General features: G+C 71.1%; 20 protein-coding genes and 2 tRNA genes. 12 read left to right on the top strand and 10 right to left on the bottom strand.

The window, feature by feature from the left end; genetic code table 11:
* Positions 1 to 45: 45 nt before the first annotated feature.
* Positions 46 to 888, bottom strand: a complete 843-nt coding sequence (locus tag DEJ02_RS13730; protein ID WP_111024198.1) for an NAD-dependent epimerase/dehydratase family protein — start codon at positions 886 to 888, stop codon at positions 46 to 48.
* 52 nt (positions 889 to 940) lie between these two features.
* Complete coding sequence (locus DEJ02_RS13725; protein WP_111033445.1) at positions 941 to 1,642, bottom strand: hypothetical protein; 702 nt, start codon at positions 1,640 to 1,642, stop codon at positions 941 to 943.
* Positions 1,643 to 1,733: 91 nt separating this feature from the next.
* On the opposite strand from DEJ02_RS13725, the gene DEJ02_RS13720 reads away from it, so the two are divergent.
* Positions 1,734 to 2,597 (top strand): acyl-CoA thioesterase II, encoded by an 864-nt coding sequence (locus DEJ02_RS13720; protein ID WP_111030580.1) that lies wholly within the window; start codon positions 1,734 to 1,736, stop codon positions 2,595 to 2,597.
* Here the strand turns inward: DEJ02_RS13720 and DEJ02_RS13715 are convergent.
* On the bottom strand, positions 2,584 to 3,036 hold the full coding sequence (locus DEJ02_RS13715) for a thioesterase family protein (protein WP_071405517.1): 453 nt from the start codon (positions 3,034 to 3,036) through the stop codon (positions 2,584 to 2,586). The genes DEJ02_RS13720 and DEJ02_RS13715 overlap by 14 nt on opposite strands.
* 32 nt (positions 3,037 to 3,068) lie before the next feature.
* Complete coding sequence (gene ettA / locus DEJ02_RS13710) at positions 3,069 to 4,754, bottom strand: energy-dependent translational throttle protein EttA (RefSeq protein WP_111030561.1); 1,686 nt, start codon at positions 4,752 to 4,754, stop codon at positions 3,069 to 3,071.
* A 189-nt stretch (positions 4,755 to 4,943) separates the two neighbouring features.
* Between ettA and DEJ02_RS13705 the strand changes: the two genes are divergently transcribed.
* Positions 4,944 to 5,681 carry a hypothetical protein gene (locus tag DEJ02_RS13705; RefSeq protein WP_111033444.1) on the top strand — a complete coding sequence of 246 codons (738 nt, stop codon included), beginning with the start codon at positions 4,944 to 4,946 and terminating at the stop codon, positions 5,679 to 5,681.
* A gap of 72 nt (positions 5,682 to 5,753) precedes the next feature.
* Here DEJ02_RS13705 and DEJ02_RS13700 read toward each other — a convergent pair whose 3' ends face one another.
* The 3 genes from DEJ02_RS13700 to msrA form a co-directional block, all read right to left on the bottom strand.
* Positions 5,754 to 6,455, bottom strand: coding sequence for a single-stranded DNA-binding protein (locus DEJ02_RS13700; RefSeq protein WP_111033443.1), 702 nt, complete (start codon positions 6,453 to 6,455; stop codon positions 5,754 to 5,756).
* A 119-nt stretch (positions 6,456 to 6,574) separates the two neighbouring features.
* Entirely contained in the window at positions 6,575 to 6,778 is a 204-nt protein-coding gene (locus DEJ02_RS13695) for a hypothetical protein (protein ID WP_027464651.1), read from the bottom strand.
* A 37-nt stretch (positions 6,779 to 6,815) separates the two neighbouring features.
* The gene (gene msrA, locus DEJ02_RS13690) at positions 6,816 to 7,343 is read right to left on the bottom strand and encodes a peptide-methionine (S)-S-oxide reductase MsrA (RefSeq protein ID WP_111033495.1); all 528 of its coding nucleotides are present in this window, start codon (positions 7,341 to 7,343) and stop codon (positions 6,816 to 6,818) included.
* Positions 7,344 to 7,493: 150 nt separating this feature from the next.
* On the opposite strand from msrA, the gene DEJ02_RS13685 reads away from it, so the two are divergent.
* Positions 7,494 to 7,760 (top strand): hypothetical protein, encoded by a 267-nt coding sequence (locus DEJ02_RS13685; RefSeq protein WP_017886047.1) that lies wholly within the window; start codon positions 7,494 to 7,496, stop codon positions 7,758 to 7,760.
* An 89-nt stretch (positions 7,761 to 7,849) separates the two neighbouring features.
* Positions 7,850 to 9,169, top strand: a complete 1,320-nt coding sequence (locus tag DEJ02_RS13680; protein WP_111033442.1) for a hypothetical protein — start codon at positions 7,850 to 7,852, stop codon at positions 9,167 to 9,169.
* A 62-nt stretch (positions 9,170 to 9,231) separates the two neighbouring features.
* Here the strand turns inward: DEJ02_RS13680 and DEJ02_RS13675 are convergent.
* A tRNA-Arg gene (locus DEJ02_RS13675) sits at positions 9,232 to 9,304 on the bottom strand.
* A 152-nt stretch (positions 9,305 to 9,456) separates the two neighbouring features.
* Here DEJ02_RS13675 and DEJ02_RS13670 point away from each other — a divergent pair.
* The 3 genes from DEJ02_RS13670 (at position 9,457) to DEJ02_RS13660 (ending at position 12,591) form a co-directional block, all read left to right on the top strand.
* A complete protein-coding gene (locus DEJ02_RS13670; RefSeq protein WP_111033441.1) occupies positions 9,457 to 10,200 on the top strand; it encodes a cytidylyltransferase domain-containing protein in 744 nt (247 codons plus the stop codon).
* On the top strand, positions 10,197 to 11,069 hold the full coding sequence (locus tag DEJ02_RS13665; RefSeq protein WP_071405510.1) for an N-acetylneuraminate synthase family protein: 873 nt from the start codon (positions 10,197 to 10,199) through the stop codon (positions 11,067 to 11,069). The genes DEJ02_RS13670 and DEJ02_RS13665 overlap by 4 nt, the downstream gene beginning before the upstream one ends.
* 67 nt (positions 11,070 to 11,136) lie before the next feature.
* Positions 11,137 to 12,591 (top strand): DUF6716 putative glycosyltransferase, encoded by a 1,455-nt coding sequence (locus DEJ02_RS13660; RefSeq protein ID WP_146249291.1) that lies wholly within the window; start codon positions 11,137 to 11,139, stop codon positions 12,589 to 12,591.
* On the opposite strand, the gene DEJ02_RS13655 is transcribed toward DEJ02_RS13660, so the two are convergent.
* Together DEJ02_RS13655 and DEJ02_RS13650 are read right to left on the bottom strand one after the other, a co-directional pair.
* Positions 12,535 to 12,795 carry a thioredoxin family protein gene (locus DEJ02_RS13655; RefSeq protein WP_027464648.1) on the bottom strand — a complete coding sequence of 87 codons (261 nt, stop codon included), beginning with the start codon at positions 12,793 to 12,795 and terminating at the stop codon, positions 12,535 to 12,537. The genes DEJ02_RS13660 and DEJ02_RS13655 overlap by 57 nt on opposite strands.
* 29 nt (positions 12,796 to 12,824) lie before the next feature.
* Positions 12,825 to 13,115 (bottom strand): hypothetical protein, encoded by a 291-nt coding sequence (locus DEJ02_RS13650; RefSeq protein ID WP_017886051.1) that lies wholly within the window; start codon positions 13,113 to 13,115, stop codon positions 12,825 to 12,827.
* An 83-nt stretch (positions 13,116 to 13,198) separates the two neighbouring features.
* On the opposite strand from DEJ02_RS13650, the gene DEJ02_RS13645 reads away from it, so the two are divergent.
* The 5 genes from DEJ02_RS13645 to DEJ02_RS13625 all read left to right on the top strand — a co-directional run bounded on the left by DEJ02_RS13645 (position 13,199) and on the right by DEJ02_RS13625 (position 16,961).
* Positions 13,199 to 13,648, top strand: a complete 450-nt coding sequence (locus tag DEJ02_RS13645; RefSeq protein ID WP_111024208.1) for a MarR family winged helix-turn-helix transcriptional regulator — start codon at positions 13,199 to 13,201, stop codon at positions 13,646 to 13,648.
* A complete protein-coding gene (locus DEJ02_RS13640; protein WP_111033439.1) occupies positions 13,645 to 14,886 on the top strand; it encodes an MFS transporter in 1,242 nt (413 codons plus the stop codon). Before DEJ02_RS13645 ends, DEJ02_RS13640 begins: the two co-directional genes overlap by 4 nt.
* Before the next feature lie 788 nt (positions 14,887 to 15,674).
* Complete coding sequence (gene orn / locus DEJ02_RS13635) at positions 15,675 to 16,313, top strand: oligoribonuclease (RefSeq protein ID WP_111033438.1); 639 nt, start codon at positions 15,675 to 15,677, stop codon at positions 16,311 to 16,313.
* Between the two features lie 75 nt (positions 16,314 to 16,388).
* Positions 16,389 to 16,464, top strand: a tRNA-His gene (locus tag DEJ02_RS13630).
* A gap of 152 nt (positions 16,465 to 16,616) precedes the next feature.
* Positions 16,617 to 16,961 (top strand): metallopeptidase family protein, encoded by a 345-nt coding sequence (locus DEJ02_RS13625; RefSeq protein ID WP_111033437.1) that lies wholly within the window; start codon positions 16,617 to 16,619, stop codon positions 16,959 to 16,961.
* The last annotated feature ends 182 nt before the right edge of the window (positions 16,962 to 17,143 follow it).

Here is a 17,143-nt window from a genome sequence, read left to right as displayed (position 1 = left end):
GCGTTCTCGTTCCCGCGGGACGCCGGCGTCTTCGGGCAGCGCGTCTCAGCGCACGGACGAGCCGGAGGCGAGGTCCTCGACCAGGGACGGCCGCGACGGCCGCCAGCCGAACGCCGACCGGGCGTGCGCGCCGGACGCCTCCTGGTGCAGCAGCAGGGCGTCGGCGAAGTCCCGCCCGAGCCGTTCGCGGCTCGCGTCGATGCTCTCGGCGACGACCGGTGCTCCGTGGGCCCCGGCCTCGGCGATCTGCCGGACGGTCGGGTTGTCGCCGGTCGCGGCGACGATGTACCCGTCGGGCTCGCCGCGGTGCAGCGCGAGGACGTAGAGCTCGCCGAGGTCGTCGACGTGCACCGTCGTCCACCGCTGCGAGCCGTCGCCCACCAGCTGCACCGGCTGCTCGCCGTCGCTGACGAACATCGCCGGGATGCCGGCGCCGCGCCCGTACACGATGCCAGGGGCGACGATGGTGCTCCGCACGTCGCTCCCCCGCAGCAGGGCCTCGTTCGGTCCGCGCCAGGCGGTCAACGCCGGCGGGTCGATCGGCGACTGCTCCGAGATGTCCGTCGAGTCACCGAAGGTGAAGATCCCGCCGGTGTGCACGAACGGCTTCGGTGTGCCGGCCAGGGCACCGATCGCGGTGCGGATGAAGTCCGGGTCGACGCCGGGCGCCGATGCCGTGTGGACCACGCCGTCGCTCTCGTGCAGCAGGCGTTCGACGACGTCGGTGTCGGTGACGTCGCCGACCAGGGCCCGGCCACCGGCGTCACGGACGTGCTGGGCCTTCTCGTCGGAGCGGACGAGCGCGGTGACCTCGTCGCCGTGGGCCACGAGGGAGCGGAGGACGGAGGAGCCGATGTAGCCGGACGCACCGGTGAGGAAGACGTGCATGCGGCCAGCCAACCACGGCGGCCGGGCGGCGTGGTCGTCGTTGTCGGCGTCGCTAGGAGCTCAGGGTCCAGGCGCGGCGCTTCACGAGCACGTGGCCGCGCGACGTCGTGAGTCGACTCCACGGACCCGTCTCGAACAGCCGGACCGGGTCGTGCCCGAGGAACCCGAGGCTCTCCCCCGCGAAGCCCGCACCGGCGGGCAGGTGCTCGACGCCGGGGACCGGTCGGCCCCAGACCTCGGCACGGATCCGTCGGACGATGGCCTCGCCGGCGTTGGACGGCACGGCGTCGGCGACCTCGGCGATGCCGTCGCGGGTGGCGCGGCGGAGGAGTTCCGGTGAGACGTCCGGCAGCGGGACCCAGCCACCGCGGGGCGGCGAGATGGCCGCCCACGTCACGGTGTGCACCTCGTGCGGCAGCTCGACCTCGATCGGGGTGGCCCGCGTCGGGTCGGCACCCTCGGCGTGTTCGGCGTCCTGCGCCTCGGCCAGCAGGCGGAGACGCTCGAGGAGCGACTGCAGCGGGACCACGGTGTCGATCGACGCCGGCTCGGTGAGCGAGAACGTGCGGAGGCCGAGCACCGTCGGCAGTTCGTCGAGCAGCCCGAGCGGGTAGAGGATCGCCGTGTAGACGGCCAGGACGCCGGAGTCGGCGATGAGCCGGACCGAGCCGTCCTCGATCCGGGCGGCACGTCCGAGGTACGTGCGGAGGTCACCGAGTGAGGCGGCGTCGGGAAGCGTGAACAAGTTGCCCATGTCGTCCCCGATCCTACCGGCCGTCGATGCCGCAGCACCTGGGCGTGGCGACCTGCGACGGGGTCGGGCGGCCGTTCGTAGACTGCACAGCGTGAACGGCGAACCCGACTTCCTGCGGACCCTGCGACTCGAGGACACCGGCGCGAGCACGGGCGAGACGATCCTGACCGGTGCCAGCCACTGGTCCCCCGGTGGACGGGTGTTCGGCGGGCAGGTGCTGGCGCAGTGCATCGTCGCCGCACAGCGCACGATCGAGGGACGCGACGTCCACTCGATGCACGGCTACTTCCTGCGGCCCGGCGACATCGACGTGCCGATCACCTTCGGCGTCGAGCGCATCCACGACGGTCGTTCGTTCGCGGCCCGACGTGTGCAGGCGTACCAGCGGGGTGTTCCGATCTTCTCGATGATCGCGTCGTTCCAGGTGCCGGACACCGGCATCGAGCACCAGGACCCGTACCCGGTGGACACCCCGGACCCGGAGTCCCTGCCGTCGGCCGCGTCGATCCTGTCCGCGATCGACCACCCGGTCGCACGTGCCTGGGCCGCGCGGTCCATCGACCTGCGACACGTCGAGGGGCCGGTGTTCGTCGACGTGCAGGGCGAGCACGTGCCGCACCAGGCGGTCTGGTTCCGGGTGCAGGGCGACCTGCCGGACGACCCGGCGCTCCACCGTGCGGTGCTCGGGTACGCGAGCGACCTGTCGATCCTCGAACCGATCATGCGGCGGCACGGCGTCGCTTGGGGCACGCCGGGGGTCAAGAGCGCGAGCCTCGACCACGCCATGTGGTGGCACCGCGACGGTCGCGCCGACGAGTGGATCCTGTACACGCAGGAGTCCCCGAGCGCACAGGGCGGACGGGGACTCGCGTTCGGTCGGATGTTCTCCCGCGACGGGCAGCTGCTGGCCACCGTCGCCCAGGAGGGCATGATGCGGGTGCCTACGGCCGGCTGAACTGCACCGGCTCCTCGAGGTAGCGCTCGCACGCGGCACGCTCGGTGTCGGTCAGTCGACGCGGACGGTTCGTCGCCGCGTCGACCATCACGAGTGCCGTCGTCGCCCGGGTGTACAGGACGGCGGGGTGCTGCCCCACCGGCGACCAGACCTCGTACGAAACGTCGATGCTCGCGCCTCCGAGCCGCCCGATCCACATCTGGATGTCGAGCGGTTGGCGGAGGTACGGGATCGACGCCAGGTACTCGAGGCGCTGGCCGGCGATCACCGTCATGGTGCCGGAACCCGGCCGACCGTCGATGATCGGCTCGGGCAGGTCGCCGTCGGGGTCCTCACCGGGATCGGCACCCCAGAACCCCACGATGCGCGCCTCTTCGAGGAGGCGCAGCATCGCGGAGTTGTTGACGTGACCGTAGGCGTCGATGTCGCTCCACCGCATGCGGATGGGAGCGTGCAGTCTCGCCACGAGGGTCAGTCGCGGGTGAGCTTGCGGTACGTCGCGCGACCGGGCTTCGCGGCATCGGCGCCGAGGCGCTCGATCTTGTTCTCCTCGTAGGCCTCGAAGTTGCCCTCGAACCAGTACCAGTTCGGCGTGCCGTCCTCGTTGAGGCCCTCCCACGCCAGGATGTGCGTGGCGATGCGGTCGAGGAACCACCGGTCGTGGGTGATGACCACGGCGCAACCGGGGTACTCGAGCAGGGCGTTCTCGAGGCTGCCGAGCGTCTCGACGTCCAGGTCGTTGGTCGGCTCGTCGAGGAGCAGCAGGTTGCCGCCCTGCTTGAGCGTCAGCGCCAGGTTCAGACGGTTGCGCTCACCACCGGACAGGATGCCGGCGCGCTTCTGCTGGTCCGGGCCCTTGAAGCCGAACTGCGACACGTAGGCGCGGGACGGGATCTCGGTCTTGCCGACCTGGATGTAGTCGAGTCCGTCGGACACGACCTCCCACAGGTTCTTGTTCGGGTCGATGCCACCACGGCTCTGGTCGACGTACGAGATGTCGACCGTGTCGCCGATCTTCAGCGTGCCGCCGTCGAGGGGCTCGAGGCCGACGATCGTCTTGAAGAGCGTGGTCTTGCCGACACCGTTCGGGCCGATGACGCCGACGATGCCGTTGCGGGGCAGCGTGAACGACAGGTCGCCGATGATGACGCGCTCACCGAACTGCTTGCGCAGGTGCTCGGCGTCGATGACCTGCGAACCCAGACGCGGGCCGACCGGGATCACGATCTCCTCGAAGTCGAGCTTGCGGGTGCGCTCGGCCTCGGTGACCATCTCCTCGTAGCGGGCGAGACGGGCCTTCGACTTCGCCTGACGGCCCTTGGTGTTGCTCCGGACCCAGTCGAGCTCGGACGACAGGCGCTTCGCGAGCTTGGCGTCCTTCTTGCCCTGGACCTCGAGACGAGCACGCTTCTTCTCGAGGTAGGTCGAGTAGTTGCCCTCGTACGGGTACAGGCGGCCACGGTCGACCTCGGCGATCCACTGGGCGACGTGGTCCAGGAAGTACCGGTCGTGGGTCACGGCGAGGACGGCACCGTGGTACTGCTGCAGGTGCTGCTCGAGCCAGAGCACGCTCTCGGCGTCGAGGTGGTTGGTGGGCTCGTCGAGGAGGAGCAGATCGGGCTTCTGGAGCAGCAGCTTGCAGAGCGCGACGCGGCGCTTCTCACCACCGGACAGGTGGGTGACGAGTTCGTCCCCCGGGGGGCACTGCAGCGCGGCCATGGCCTGCTCGAGCTGGGAGTCGAGGTCCCACGCGTCGGCGGCGTCGATGTCCTCCTGCAGGGTGCCCATCTCGGCCAGGAGCGCGTCGAAGTCGGCGTCCGGCTCGGCCATGAGCGCCGAGATCTCGTTGAAGCGCGCGAGCTTGCCGTGGATCTCGCCCACGCCCTCCTGCACGTTCTCGAGCACGGTCTTGCTCTCGTCGAGCTCCGGCTCCTGCATGAGGATGCCGACGCTGAAGCCCGGCGTGAGCTTCGCCTCGCCGTTGGACGGCTGGTCGAGACCCGCCATGATCTTCAGGATCGTCGACTTGCCCGCACCGTTCGGTCCGACGACGCCGATCTTGGCACCGGGGAGGAACGACATCGTGACGTCGTCGAGGATCAGCTTGTCGCCGACCGCCTTGCGGGCGCGGACCATCTGGTAGATGTACTCAGCCATATCGGCCCCAAGTGTAGTGACACCGCCGGAGCACCGCTCGCCCGACGCCGGATCGCCGCTTCCCGCACCTGTACGAACAAGCCTGTTGTTCGCGACACGGACGACGTAGCTTGGCCTCACCCCGCTACCTCGGGCCCGTCGCCCACCACGACGAGGACCAGGATCAGGACCACGGACAGGACGAGGACCATGACCACGCACACGACCACGACCCCGTCGCGGCTCCGCCGCCTCGCGCTCCCCTTCGTCGGAGCGATCGCACTCACCGTCGCGCTCATCGCCCCGGTGTCGCCGGCATCGGCCGCCGGTGCCGTGCCGAAGGGCAGCCCCTACCTGCTGTACACGGCGAGCATCAGCGCCAACGGCACGGGCACCGGCTACTCGTCGTACATCAACGTGCACGACGCCCACAACAACGCCTACTCGTTCGGGATCCAGTCGGACAAGGGCTCCCCGCAGAGCAAGGGCAAGCCGCGCTACATCTGGGAGCGCGTGCAGAACGGCAAGTTCACCTACGGCTACCTGGGCCTGGCCACCAACAAGCTCACGCCCATCGGCATGCGCTGGTACAAGAACGACGTCGCGACGATGATCGTGAACCACAAGACGATCGGCACCCTCAAGCTCAACCTCGACGGTCGCCTGTTCTTCAACGCCGAGGCCAACGCCCGCCTGAACGGTGACGTCGTGCACTCGACGGTGCAGAACACCCGCATCACGGTCGGTGACCGCAAGTCGAACACCGGCCTGAACGGCAAGTGGGACACGAGCTTCTCGTTCCACGGGCTGAAGGCGAAGCAGACGAACAGCCCGCGGGTGCAGGGCGCCAGCTTCAAGATCGACGGCCGCGTGACCGGGCTGCCCCGAGGCGGCAACTGGGACACCGCCCAGGTCTCCGGCATCGGGATGATCGCCCAGAAGTGGTGACCGACGCGACGCGGTGAACCGCACGCGCACCCGGCGGCCTGATCCGCACCCTGACTCCGGTCGGCGTGCGGGTCAGGCCGCTTCGGCGTCGTGGGCGTGGTCGTCGAGGGGCGGCGCGGGGTCCCAGGGGGCGGCGTCCTGTTCGAGGACGTGCTCGGACGGCCCCGCGGGCTCCTCGCCGTCGCCGAGCGGCGGTGCCCCGTGGACTCCGTCGACGTCGCCGTCACCGTCACCGTCACCGTCGCTGTCACCGTCCGGACCGTGCTCGGTCGCCGGTGCGTGGTCGTGCGAGCCGTCCGGCTCCGCCCCGTGGTCGGACCCGTGACCAGCGCCGTGCCCCGCCGGGTCGCGGACCTCGCCGGTGCGGGGGTCCACCCCGCGCAGGCCACCCTGCCCCGAGGTGCCGTCGCCGACCTGCCGCGGCACCCGCAGCCAGTTGCTGATCCCCCACGCCAGGTCGTGGCCGATGCCGTCGGCGTCGATCTCGACCGAGGTCCCGCCGCGACCGTCGCGTTCCCACGTGCGGATGCGGACCCGGCCGGCGACGACGATCCGGTCGCCCTTCTTCAGGGACTTGTACACGTTCGACGCGAGCGACCGGAACGCCGTGACGGTGTACCAGTTGGTGGCGCCGTTGACCCAGGCGGCGGTGGCCCGGTCCCAGCGACGAGAGGGTGAGGCGAGTCGGAGACTCGTGATGGCGATGCCGGTCTCGGTGACGAGGTGCCGGGGCTCGGTGGCGACGATTCCGCAGACGGTGATGATGTCGTTCATGGGTCGATCGTCACGGAGCCCGGGGCCGCGTCAGCGACCCCGGGCTCGATCTGTGGCGTGCGGACCCGATCAGGTGACCTGTGGAGGACGAGTCCCCCGGGCCTCCTGTCCGGACCCGGTCAGTGCGCTCGGAACTCGGGCCGGGCGGCCAACGGTCCGAGCGCGGCGTGGACCGCGCCCTTCGCGGACTCGAGGGACGGGTACGGCCCGCCCGCCCGTCGTCGTCCGTAGAGCTCGACCTGGAACCCGTCCGCCGCGCGGTGGATGCTGCCCACTGCTCCGGCCGGACCGATCGCGACCCAGGTTCCCGTGTTGTCCGTCATGTTCGAACCACCTCCTCGTGGCCCTGCCGCCCCGGGGTCAGGACGCCAGGATGTACTGACTGTAGGCCTTCCGCACCTTGTTCACCTTGGGCAGCGCGACTGCGAGGCAGTAGCCCTGTCCGGGGTTCTTCGCGAAGAAGTCCTGGTGGTACTCCTCTGCCGTGTAGAACGTCGAGAGCGGCTCGATGGTGGTGACGATGCCGCCGTCCCAGATGTCCGACGCCCGCTCGATCGCGCGCTCGAACAGCTCGCGCTGCGCGTCGTCGGCCGGGAACATCGCCGAGCGGTACTGCGTGCCGACGTCGGCCCCCTGGCGGTTCAGCTGCCGGGGGTCGTGCAGCGTGAAGAAGACGTCGAGGATCACGTCGGCCGGGATCACCGACTCGTCGAACGTCACCGCGACCGCCTCGGCGTGCCCCGTCGTCCCGGTGCACACCAGTTCGTACGAGGGCTCCTCGACCCGTCCGCCGACGTAGCCGGACACCACGTCCTGCACACCCTGGAGCGTGCGGTACACGGCGTCGAGACACCAGAAACATCCACCTGCGAGCACGAACGTGGTCATGGCCACAACCTCTCTCCGGGCTGCCCGTGCAGCCCCGTCGTTCCTCCACAACAGTGTGCGCGGGGACCCTGTTCCCCAGATCGGACGTTGCCCCTCGGCGTGTCGGTGGTCCCCCGTAGCGTCGGCACCACACCGACCAGGAGGCCAGCGATGCAGACCATCACCGAACCCGCACTGCGGATCCGCACCGTCCCGCTGGCCCGCGCCCGGGGCGACTACCGCATCCTCGACGTCCGCGACGACCTGAGCCGGGTCACCCGGGCCAACGGTGAGATCGTCGGCTACGTCGACCGCATCGACGTCGCCGGCGACACCGCCTACCGTGCCCGCCGGTACGTCGCGACCGAGCGCCGGTTCGTCGAGCTGCCGAGCGTGTGGTCCGCCGACGACGCCGTGGACACCCTGCGCTGGTCATGATGTTCCACATTGGAATCATCTGCACCGGGATGCACGGAACGCCGTCCGGCCTCCCCGACGCCTGACCGTTCCGTGGGTATGGTGCGCGCATGGACTGGTGGAACGACCTGACCGACTGGACTTCGTCCGACACGGGTTGGCGGGTGCTCTCGGGCGCTGTGATCCCCTTCGTCGCCATCGTCGTGGCGGGCGTCATCGCAGCGCTCATCGGGCGCAGCGCGACCAAGCGGGTCATGGCGCTCCAGGAGCGGGAATCGAAGAACGCGGCCGTCGCCGCGATCCTGACGGCTGCGCGCAAGGCAGCGGCATGGGGATCGCTCGGACACGACGAGCGCGCCTACGCCGACCACCTCGCCGAGGACGCCGACATCCGGCTGCGCCTGCTCCCCGTGCAGGGTGCGCCGCTGGCCGCGAACTGGGCCCAGCACGAGATCGCCGACATCAAGAAGAACTCGTCGACGTTCAGCTTCCAGGCGGACCAGTCCCTCGCCGAGTTCCGTGACCGCCTGCTCGACTGGCAGGCGCGACCGAGCCGTGCGCGCAAGCTCTTCAAGGCCGACCTCGAGCGCTGGAAGTTCGAGTCCCCGGACCCCGACGCCGACCTGATCAAGCGCCAGCAGGACTGGAACGCCGACCAGGCCGAGGCCCCGCGCACGCAGGCACCCGCACAGGCCCCGGCGCCGGCCCCGGCGGCGGCTCCGGCTGCGGCTGCTCCCGCCGAGCGTCCCACCCCGACGACGACCTCGCTGCGTCCGGCGCAGCGCCCCGCGTCCGCACCCTCGACTCCTCCGGCGCCGACCGCTGCCGCAGCCGGTGCTGCCGCGCCCGCTGCGTCTGCCGGTGCCGCCGGCGGGACGACCCCGTCGTTCTCCGTGAACCGTGGTGCGAGCACGAACCCGAACCGCGGCAGCGCCGACCAGAACGCCACGCGCTCCTTCGGTGACAACACCACTCGCGTCTACGGCAACGACGAGGCTGCACCCCCGGTCCGTCCGGCGCTCGGCACCCCGACCTCGCCCGCCCGCTCCGTCCAGGGCCGCGGCACGGACGACACCGAGGTCGTGGACGACGACAGCGCCACGCGGGCCTTCGGCGACGCGAGCGCCACCCGCACCTTCGGCGACACCGACCGCGCAGCGCGGAACGACCGTCCGTCCTCGTCCGACCGCCCGGTCGCGACGCCCACCGCGGCCGACGCCCACGTCAACCGGGCGCCCGCGAACGACGTCCCGCCCGCATCGGCACCCCGGGTCGACACCCCCGGCGCGACGAACACCACGTCCGTCCCGACGCGTCTGAACCAGGCCCCTGCCGAGCCGGCCGACGCGAACGAGACCTCGGAGGCGCCGTACACGCAGCCGATCAGCGCCGCCGAACTCCGACGCCGCGCCGCGGACGACGACGAGTAACCACCCGCACGACGAGAACAGGGCCGCCATCCGGAGAGGATGGCGGCCCTGTTCGTCTTCGGCGCCCCCGGCAGGAATCGAACCCGCGGCACGGTGGGTAGAAACCACCTGCTCTATCCACTGAGCTACGGAGGCGAGCAGCGTCGATTGTAGCGGCGAGCAGCCACCGGACGCTCGATGCGCGCCCCGCCGCGTCGCCGTGACAGGACCCGGCGGTCGCCCAACGGTCGGCCGCCGTCTGCTCCCCGTTCCCCTCCGCGACACCCGCGCTTCGTAGCGTCCGGAGCATGCGCACCACCGGTTCCGTCCTCGCCGTCGTGCCCGCACGTGCCGGGTCGAAGGGGATCCCCGGCAAGAACCTGCGCACGGTCGCGGGTCGTTCGCTGGTCCGTCGCGCGGTCGACTCGGCACGACGTGCCGCCCGCATCGACGAGGTCGTCGTCACGACCGACGGTGACGCCATCGCTGCCGAGGCCGTCGCCGCCGGTGCCACCGTGGTCCGCCGCCCGGCCGAGCTCGCCGGTGACGAGGCGTCCTCGGAGTCCGCCCTGCTGCACGTCCTCGACGCCATCAGCACGCCGCTGCCCGAGGTCCTCGTCTTCGTGCAGGCGACCTCGCCCTTCATCGACCCGGCCGACCTCGACGCCGCCGTCGCGCGCGTGGTCGACGGGCACGCCGACGCGGTGTTCGCCGCCACGCCGTCGCACGCGTTCCTGTGGCGGACCGCCCCGGACGGCACCGCGGTGGCGGTGAACCACGACGCTGCGACCAGGCCCCGCCGCCAGGACCGGGAGCCCGAGTACCGCGAGACCGGCGCCTTCTACGTGATGCGGACGGCGGGGTTCCTCGAGAACCGGCACCGGTTCCACGGCCGCGTCGAGCTGGCCGTCGTCGACGGCGCCGGCGCGATCGACATCGACGACGAGGCCGACCTGGCCCTCGCCGAAGCCCTCGCCGAAGCGCCCGCCCCCACCACGACCCGAGACCCATCCCCGACGCGGGCCACCCCCGCACCGAACGGAGCACCATGACCGTCACCATCGGTACGTCCACGATCGGCGCGGGCCACCCCGCGTACCTCATCGGCGAGATCGGCCTCAACCACAACGGCGACGTCGACATCGCGAAGCAGCTCATCGACGTCGCTGCCGACGCGGGCTTGCAGGCCGTGAAGTTCCAGAAGCGCACCCCCGCGATCTCCACGCCGGAGCACATGAAGAACACCCCGCGCAGCACCCCGTGGGGCGACATGACCTACCTGGAGTACCGCTACCGCGTCGAGTTCGACCGCGACCAGTACATCGAGATCGGCGACCACGCGACCCTCCGCGGGCTCGACTGGTTCGCGTCGCCGTGGGACGAGCCGTCGGTCGACTTCCTCGAGGACCTCAACGTCGTCGCGTACAAGATCGCCTCGGCGTCCGTCACCGACCTCGGCATGCTCGCCGCCGTCGCCGCGACCGGCAAGCCCGTCATCCTGTCGACCGGCATGTCCACGCTCGAGCAGATCGACGCCGCCGTCGAGGCCCTCGGCACCGACCGCCTCGTCCTCATGCACGCGACGTCGACCTACCCACTGCCGGCTGAGGAGGCGAACCTCCGCATGATCGACACCCTCGCCCACCGCTACGCGGGCGTCCCCGTCGGGTACTCCGGCCACGAGCCCGGCCTGCAGATCTCCATCGCCGCGGTCGCCCTCGGTGCCACGGCCGTCGAGCGCCACATCACGCTCGACCGCACGATGTGGGGATCCGACCACGCCGCGTCGCTCGAGCCGCACGGCCTGAAGACGCTCGCCCGCGACATCCGCATCATCGAGACCGCCCTCGGCGACGGCGTGAAGCGCATCTTCCCCGGCGAGCAGGCACCGCTCGCGAAGCTGCGTCGCGTCGGCGCGTGAGCGCATGCAGTCCCCATCCGACCGTCGTCGAGCAGGCACCGCTCGCGAAGCTGCGTCGCGTCGGCGCGTGACCGGCCCGGTCGACGGGACCCGCGCCTTGGAAGCGCCGGCTGACGGCAGTGGGTCGACGGTCGGACGGGAGGCGCGCCTCCCGTCCGACGCGTCACCACGCGTCCGACGCGTGGTCGGCCTGGTCGACACCGACTCGTTCGCGAAGTGGGGCGCCCACCTGCTGGCGAGCGCCCCGGCGGACTGGGACCTGGAGCTGCGCACCGTGGCGACCCCGAGGTCGGCGAGTCCGAAGCAGCTGCGGTCGGCGTTCCGCGGGCTGGACCGGCGCCTCGCCCACCTGCACCGCGAACCGCCCGCCCCGAAGGACGTCGACGCCGTCGTCGAGGAGCTCCGACAGGACCCGCCGGACGCCGTCCTGGTGTCGTTGATCGGACCGGTGGCCGAGCTCTTGATCGACGAGGTGCACCGGCGGATCCCGGACCGGCCGGTGCTGGTGTCGGGGCTGCCGGGGATCTCGTTCCCGTCCAAGTGGAAGGGCATCTTCTTCCGTGCCCGGGCCGACCTGTTCGTGCTGCACAGCCACCGCGAGGTCCGCGCGTACGAGGAGATGGCGCGCGAGGGCGGGGTCGAGCCGCACTTCGCGCTCGCCACGCTGCCGTTCGCGCGGGGTGCCGGCGCGACCGGCGGCGACTCCGTCGTCTTCGCGGCACAGCCGAGTGTGCCGTTCGAGCGGGCCGACCGTGCCCTCGTCGTGCGGTGGCTCGTCGAGACGGCGCGGGCGCACCCGGAGTGGCGCGTCGTCATCAAGACGCGCGCTGCGGCCGGCGAGCACCAGACGCACCGCGAGGAGCACCCGTACCCGGACCTGGTGCCCGCGGACGCGCCGACCAACCTCGTGGTGGAGAGCGGGCCGATGGCCGAGCACCTCGACCGTGCGGTGGCGCTCGTGACGATCAGCTCGACCGCGGTGCTCGAGGCGGCGGCACGGGGCGTGCCCGCGCTCACGCTGACCGACTTCGGGATCGGGCGGCACCTGATCAACGAGGTGTTCGTGGGGAGCGGCCTCGAGGGTGACGCCGTCGACCTGGTCGACGGACGGTTCGGCGTCGTCCGGCCGGAGTGGATGCGGGACAACTACTTCCACCCGGCCTCGGAGGACGACTGGCAGCACCGGCTCGTGGAGCTCATGGCCCGACGGGACGCCGGGACGCTGGTGGACCGGGCGCCGGCACGGCGGAGTCGCGGTGGGGTGCTGCGCCGCGCGTGGGAGCGGAAGAACGCCCTCGGTGGGGCCGATCGCAGCCCGCTCGGGCTGGTGGCACTGGGCATCGGGGCGCCGATCCGGGGCGCGAAGCGCCTGGCGCGACGCGTGCGGGCGCTGGTCGATCCGCCGGAGCCCGTGGTGGTGGCGGCGCCGACGTCGCAGCGTGCGGGGGCGCGGGCCGCGGCGCGTTCAGAGCGCCTTGGCCACCGCGAGCAGGAGTTGGTCGCGGGTCGGGACGCCGGGTGAACGGAAGACCTCGGTGCCGTCGTCCTGCCGCACGATGATCGTGGGCGTCGACCGGATACCGAGGTCTTCCGCGTCGTCGGGGTGCGCCGCCACGTCGCGTTCGGTCACGGTGAGACCGGGGACGAGCGCCGACGCCTCGGCCGACACCCGGCGGGCGGCGGCGCACGGCGCACAGAAGGCGGACGTCCAGAGGTCGAGCTGCATGTGGTCCTGCAACGCGGCGGGTGGGGGTTCTACTCCCGGTCGAACTCGCCGCTGCGGTCGCCGCGGTCCTGCAGGTCGTCGACCGGGTCGGACTCGCTGGGCTCGTAGGTGAACTCGACCGAGATCTGGTCGAGGACCTGGCGGGACTTGGTGGCGCGGTAGGTGAAGGCCGTCTGCAGGCCCTCGACGTCGGCGAACACCGTGACCTCGTCGTCCAGCGCGTCGCTCGTGGCGGTGCGGGTGTCGGTCGTGCCGTCGAAGGGGCCGCCGTGGAAGATCGCGGTGTACTCGTCGCCTTCGTGGATGGTGATGTCGCTCATGCCTCCCTTCTACCAGGCGGCGGCTGGTGCAGTCTGTCGAGCCCGTCGTTGCGCTATGCATAGCACGGCTATATAGTTCAGCTATGGAAACACCGCGTGAGCAGACGATCGAGACCCTCCTCGTCTCCGTCAACCGCCTGATCCGCAGCGCCGTCCAGTCGACGGGCAACACCACGTCCACCGCGGTCTGGCGCACGCTGGGCATCCTCGAGACCGACGAACCCCTGCGACTCGGTGAACTGGCCACCGCCTCCCGTGTGGCGCAGCCCACGATGACCCGACTCGTCGCCGGCATGCTCGCCGACGGCCTGGTCAGCCGCAGCGTCGACCCGGACGACTCCCGCGGGCAGCTCATCGAACTCACCGAGGCCGGACGCGAACGGCTCGCTTCCTGGCGCTCCACCCTCACCAGCACGGTCGGTCCGTTGTTCGCCGACCTGACCGACGACGACTGGGACGTCCTGCACCACGCGGCGAACCTGATCGCCCAGCGCACCCGGACAACCCCCAACGGAACGGAGATCCCCGCGTGAACGCCCACGCACCCGCCGGCCAGTCCGGCTCCATCCTCAAGCAGTCGTCCGCGGTCTGGGCGATCGCCTTCGCCTGTGTCGTCGCGTTCATGGGCATCGGCCTCGTCGACCCGATCCTCCCGGCGATCGCGGCGTCCCTCAAGGCGACCCCCGCGCAGACCGAGCTGCTCTTCACGAGCTACCTCGCCGTCACCGGTGTCGCGATGTTCTTCACCAGCTGGGTCTCCAGCCGCATCGGCGCGAAGCGCACCCTGCTCATCGGACTCGCCCTGATCGTGCTCTTCTCGGTGCTCGCGGCAACGTCGAACAGCGTGTGGAGCATCATCGACTTCCGTGCCGGCTGGGGCCTCGGCAACGCGCTCTTCATCTCCACCGCGCTCGCGACCATCGTCGGGGCGGCGTCCGGCGGCACCGCCTCGGCGATCATCCTGTACGAGGCAGCGCTCGGCCTCGGCATCGCCGTCGGTCCCCTCGTCGGAGGTCTGCTCGGCTCGGTGAGCTGGCGCGGCCCGTTCTTCGGCGTCACGACCCTGATGGCCGTCGCGTTCATCGCCATCGTCGCCCTGCTGAAGACCGGCAGCCTCGAGAAGCCCACGCCGACGAAGCTCTCCGCACCCTTCCGCGCCCTGACCCGTCCGGCACTCGCCGCACTGGCCGCGACCGCGCTGTTCTACAACATCGGCTTCTTCGTCCTGCTGGCGTACACGCCGTTCCCGCTCGGCTTCGGCGCACTCGGCATCGGGTTCACGTTCTTCGGCTGGGGTGTCGGTCTCGCGATCACGTCGGTGTGGGTCGCCCCGATGCTCACCGCCCGTCTCCGGAGGACGACGGTGCTGAAGATCGCGCTGCCCCTGCTCGCGCTCGACCTGTTCGCCGCGGCCCTCGTCGTGCGGTCCCAGGTCGGCCTGATCATCTGCGTCGTCATCGGCGGCCTCGTGCTCGGTGTCCTGAACACCGTGCTCACCGAGTGCGTCATGGAGGCCACCGACCTCCCCCGCTCGGTCGCCTCGAGCGCCTACTCCGCCGTCCGCTTCATCGGCGGCGCCATCGCCCCGCCCGTCGCGACCCTGCTCGCCGACGCGTACTCCCCCTCGGCCGCGTACGTGTTCGCGGGTGCATCCGTCGCGGTCGCCTTCGTCGTGATCCTCTGCACCACCAGGGTCCTGCGCCGCGTCGACGACGGTCCCGAGCCGGAGCGCGTCGAGGCCGAGGCCATCACCGCCGGCGACATGGCCTAGCCGCCGGGGCTGCGGGCGCCTTCCCCCTTCCCCCACTTCTCCACGAACGGGCGAAATGCCGGAGTGTCCCCCGTGGGCACCCCGGCATTTCGCCCGTTCGTGCGTCCGCGCGTGCGCTCGCTCGCCCCTCGCCCCTCGTTCCACGCTCCACCCGCGAGCGGGCGAAATGCCCGGCCTCGACCGCAGAGCGACGCCGGCATTTCGCCCGCTCGCGCGGGGCTGGCGAGAACCGTGCGGCAGGCGGGGTAGACGGCGACCGCCTGGAGGCGCGGAGCGGCCTGCCGGGGTCGCCCGGGCCTCCAGGCGGTCGCCTATACCGTGTGCGGCTCGCGTCCCGGACGAGCGGGCGAAACATCCGGGTCCGTCCGCAGGGCGACCGCGGCATTTCGCCCGCTCGGCTGGACGCGGGCGGGCGGAGCCGCGACCGCAGCGCGGCCGCAGTCGGCGAGCGGGCAAAACATCCGGGTGCGTCCGCCGGGTGGCCGCGGCATTTCGCCCGCTCGTGGTGATGAGGCGGGATCGGCGCGGCAGGCGGGGTAAAGGGCGACCGCCTGGAGGCGCGGGGCGGCCTGCCGGGGTCGCCCCGGGCCTCCAGGCGGTCGCCTCCACCGCATGCGGCTCGCGTCCCGGACGAGCGGGCGGAACACCCGGGTGCGCCCGCAGGGCGACCGCGGCATTTCGCCCGCTCGCGCATCCGACGCACGGAACGGGCGCACAAGGGTGGGTCGGCTTGGGCGGGCGCAGCTGCACGTACGGGACGAACGCAGGGCGGGAATAGGATCGGGGACATGGCAACCGCGAATGACCGCCTCGTCTGGATCGACTGCGAGATGACCGGCCTCGACCTCGAGGTCGACGAACTCGTCGAGGTGGCCGTGGTCATCACCGACTTCGACCTCGAGCCCGTGCACCCCGGGTTCGACATCGTCATCAAGCCGGACCAGTCGGCGCTCGACAACATGAACGAGTTCGTGACGAACATGCACGTCACCTCGGGGCTCATCGACGAGATCCCGAACGGCGTGAGCCTGGCGGACGCCGAGTACCAGGTGCTCGAGTACATCCTCGAGCACGTCCCCGCCGAGGGCTCCGCCCCCCTCGCCGGCAACACCATCGGCACCGACCGTGCGTTCCTGTCGAAGTACATGCCGCGGGTCGACGGGCACCTGCACTACCGCAGCGTCGACGTGTCGAGCATCAAGGAGCTCTGCCGCCGCTGGTTCCCCTGCGTGTACTTCAACGCGCCGGAGAAGCACGGTGGGCACCGGGCCCTCGCGGACATCCTCGAGTCGATCCGCGAGCTCGAGTACTACCGCCGCGCCGGCTTCGTCGCCGAGCCCGGCCCGAGTACCGACGACGTGCGTGCCGTGCAGGCCGACGTCGTGGCGAAGTGGGAGTCACGGCTGGCGCAGCCCGCGGCCGAGTAGCGACACGGGTGGTCCGCACCCCGTCTCGCATGTACTACTATTGAGTGGTCGCGCCGGTCCGCCGGTTCGAACATGGTGGATATAGCTCAGTTGGTAGAGCGCCTGGTTGTGGTCTAGGAGGTCGCGGGTTCGAGACCCGTTATTCACCCCAGTCGAGGGAGAGTCCTGTTGCGTGTGACGCAACCGGGGCTCTCCCTCAGTGTTTTTCCGGGCACCTCCGGCGCCGTGCGGCTTCGCCGCGAGTGGTGAGCCACGAGTAGTGAGCCGCGAGTGATCAGCGCGGTGTGGGACGATCCACCCGTGATGGAGATGTCCGCCGACGCGTTCGAGCAACTCGTGACCGACGAACTCGACCTGCTGCCCGACGAGATGGTCGACGGGCTCGACAACGTGGTGTTCGTCGTCGAGGACGAACCGGAGAACGGCGAAGAGCTCTTCGGCGTGTACGACGGCATCGCGGCCACCGAGCGCGGGCAGTACGGCTTCGGCGAGCTGCCCGACCGCATCGTGGTGTTCCGCAAGCAGCACCTGGCCGAGTGCGACACCGTCGAGGAGCTCAAGGACGAGGTGCACACCACCCTCGTGCACGAGATCGGCCACTTCTACGGGATCGACGACGCGCGGCTGCACGAGCTCGGCTGGGCGTAGCGGCCAGCGACGCGCACCCGGCGGGCGGCGGGCGGCGGGCGGCGCCCGAGTTTCGGGCTCAGCGACATTCCTCGGGCCCACGAGCGCGAGAACTGTCGCTCACCGCGAAAACTCGCGCCGCCCCGCGCCCCGCCCCCGCGCCGCGCACCTCAGAACCGCGTCGGCCCCACCTCGTGGTACTT

The sequence above is a fragment of the Curtobacterium sp. MCLR17_042 genome (assembly GCF_003234695.1).
Classification (GTDB): Bacteria; Actinomycetota; Actinomycetes; order Actinomycetales; family Microbacteriaceae; genus Curtobacterium; species Curtobacterium flaccumfaciens.
The sequence above is the reverse complement of the archived record's forward strand: the minus strand, read 5'-3'. Positions and strand labels throughout refer to the sequence as shown.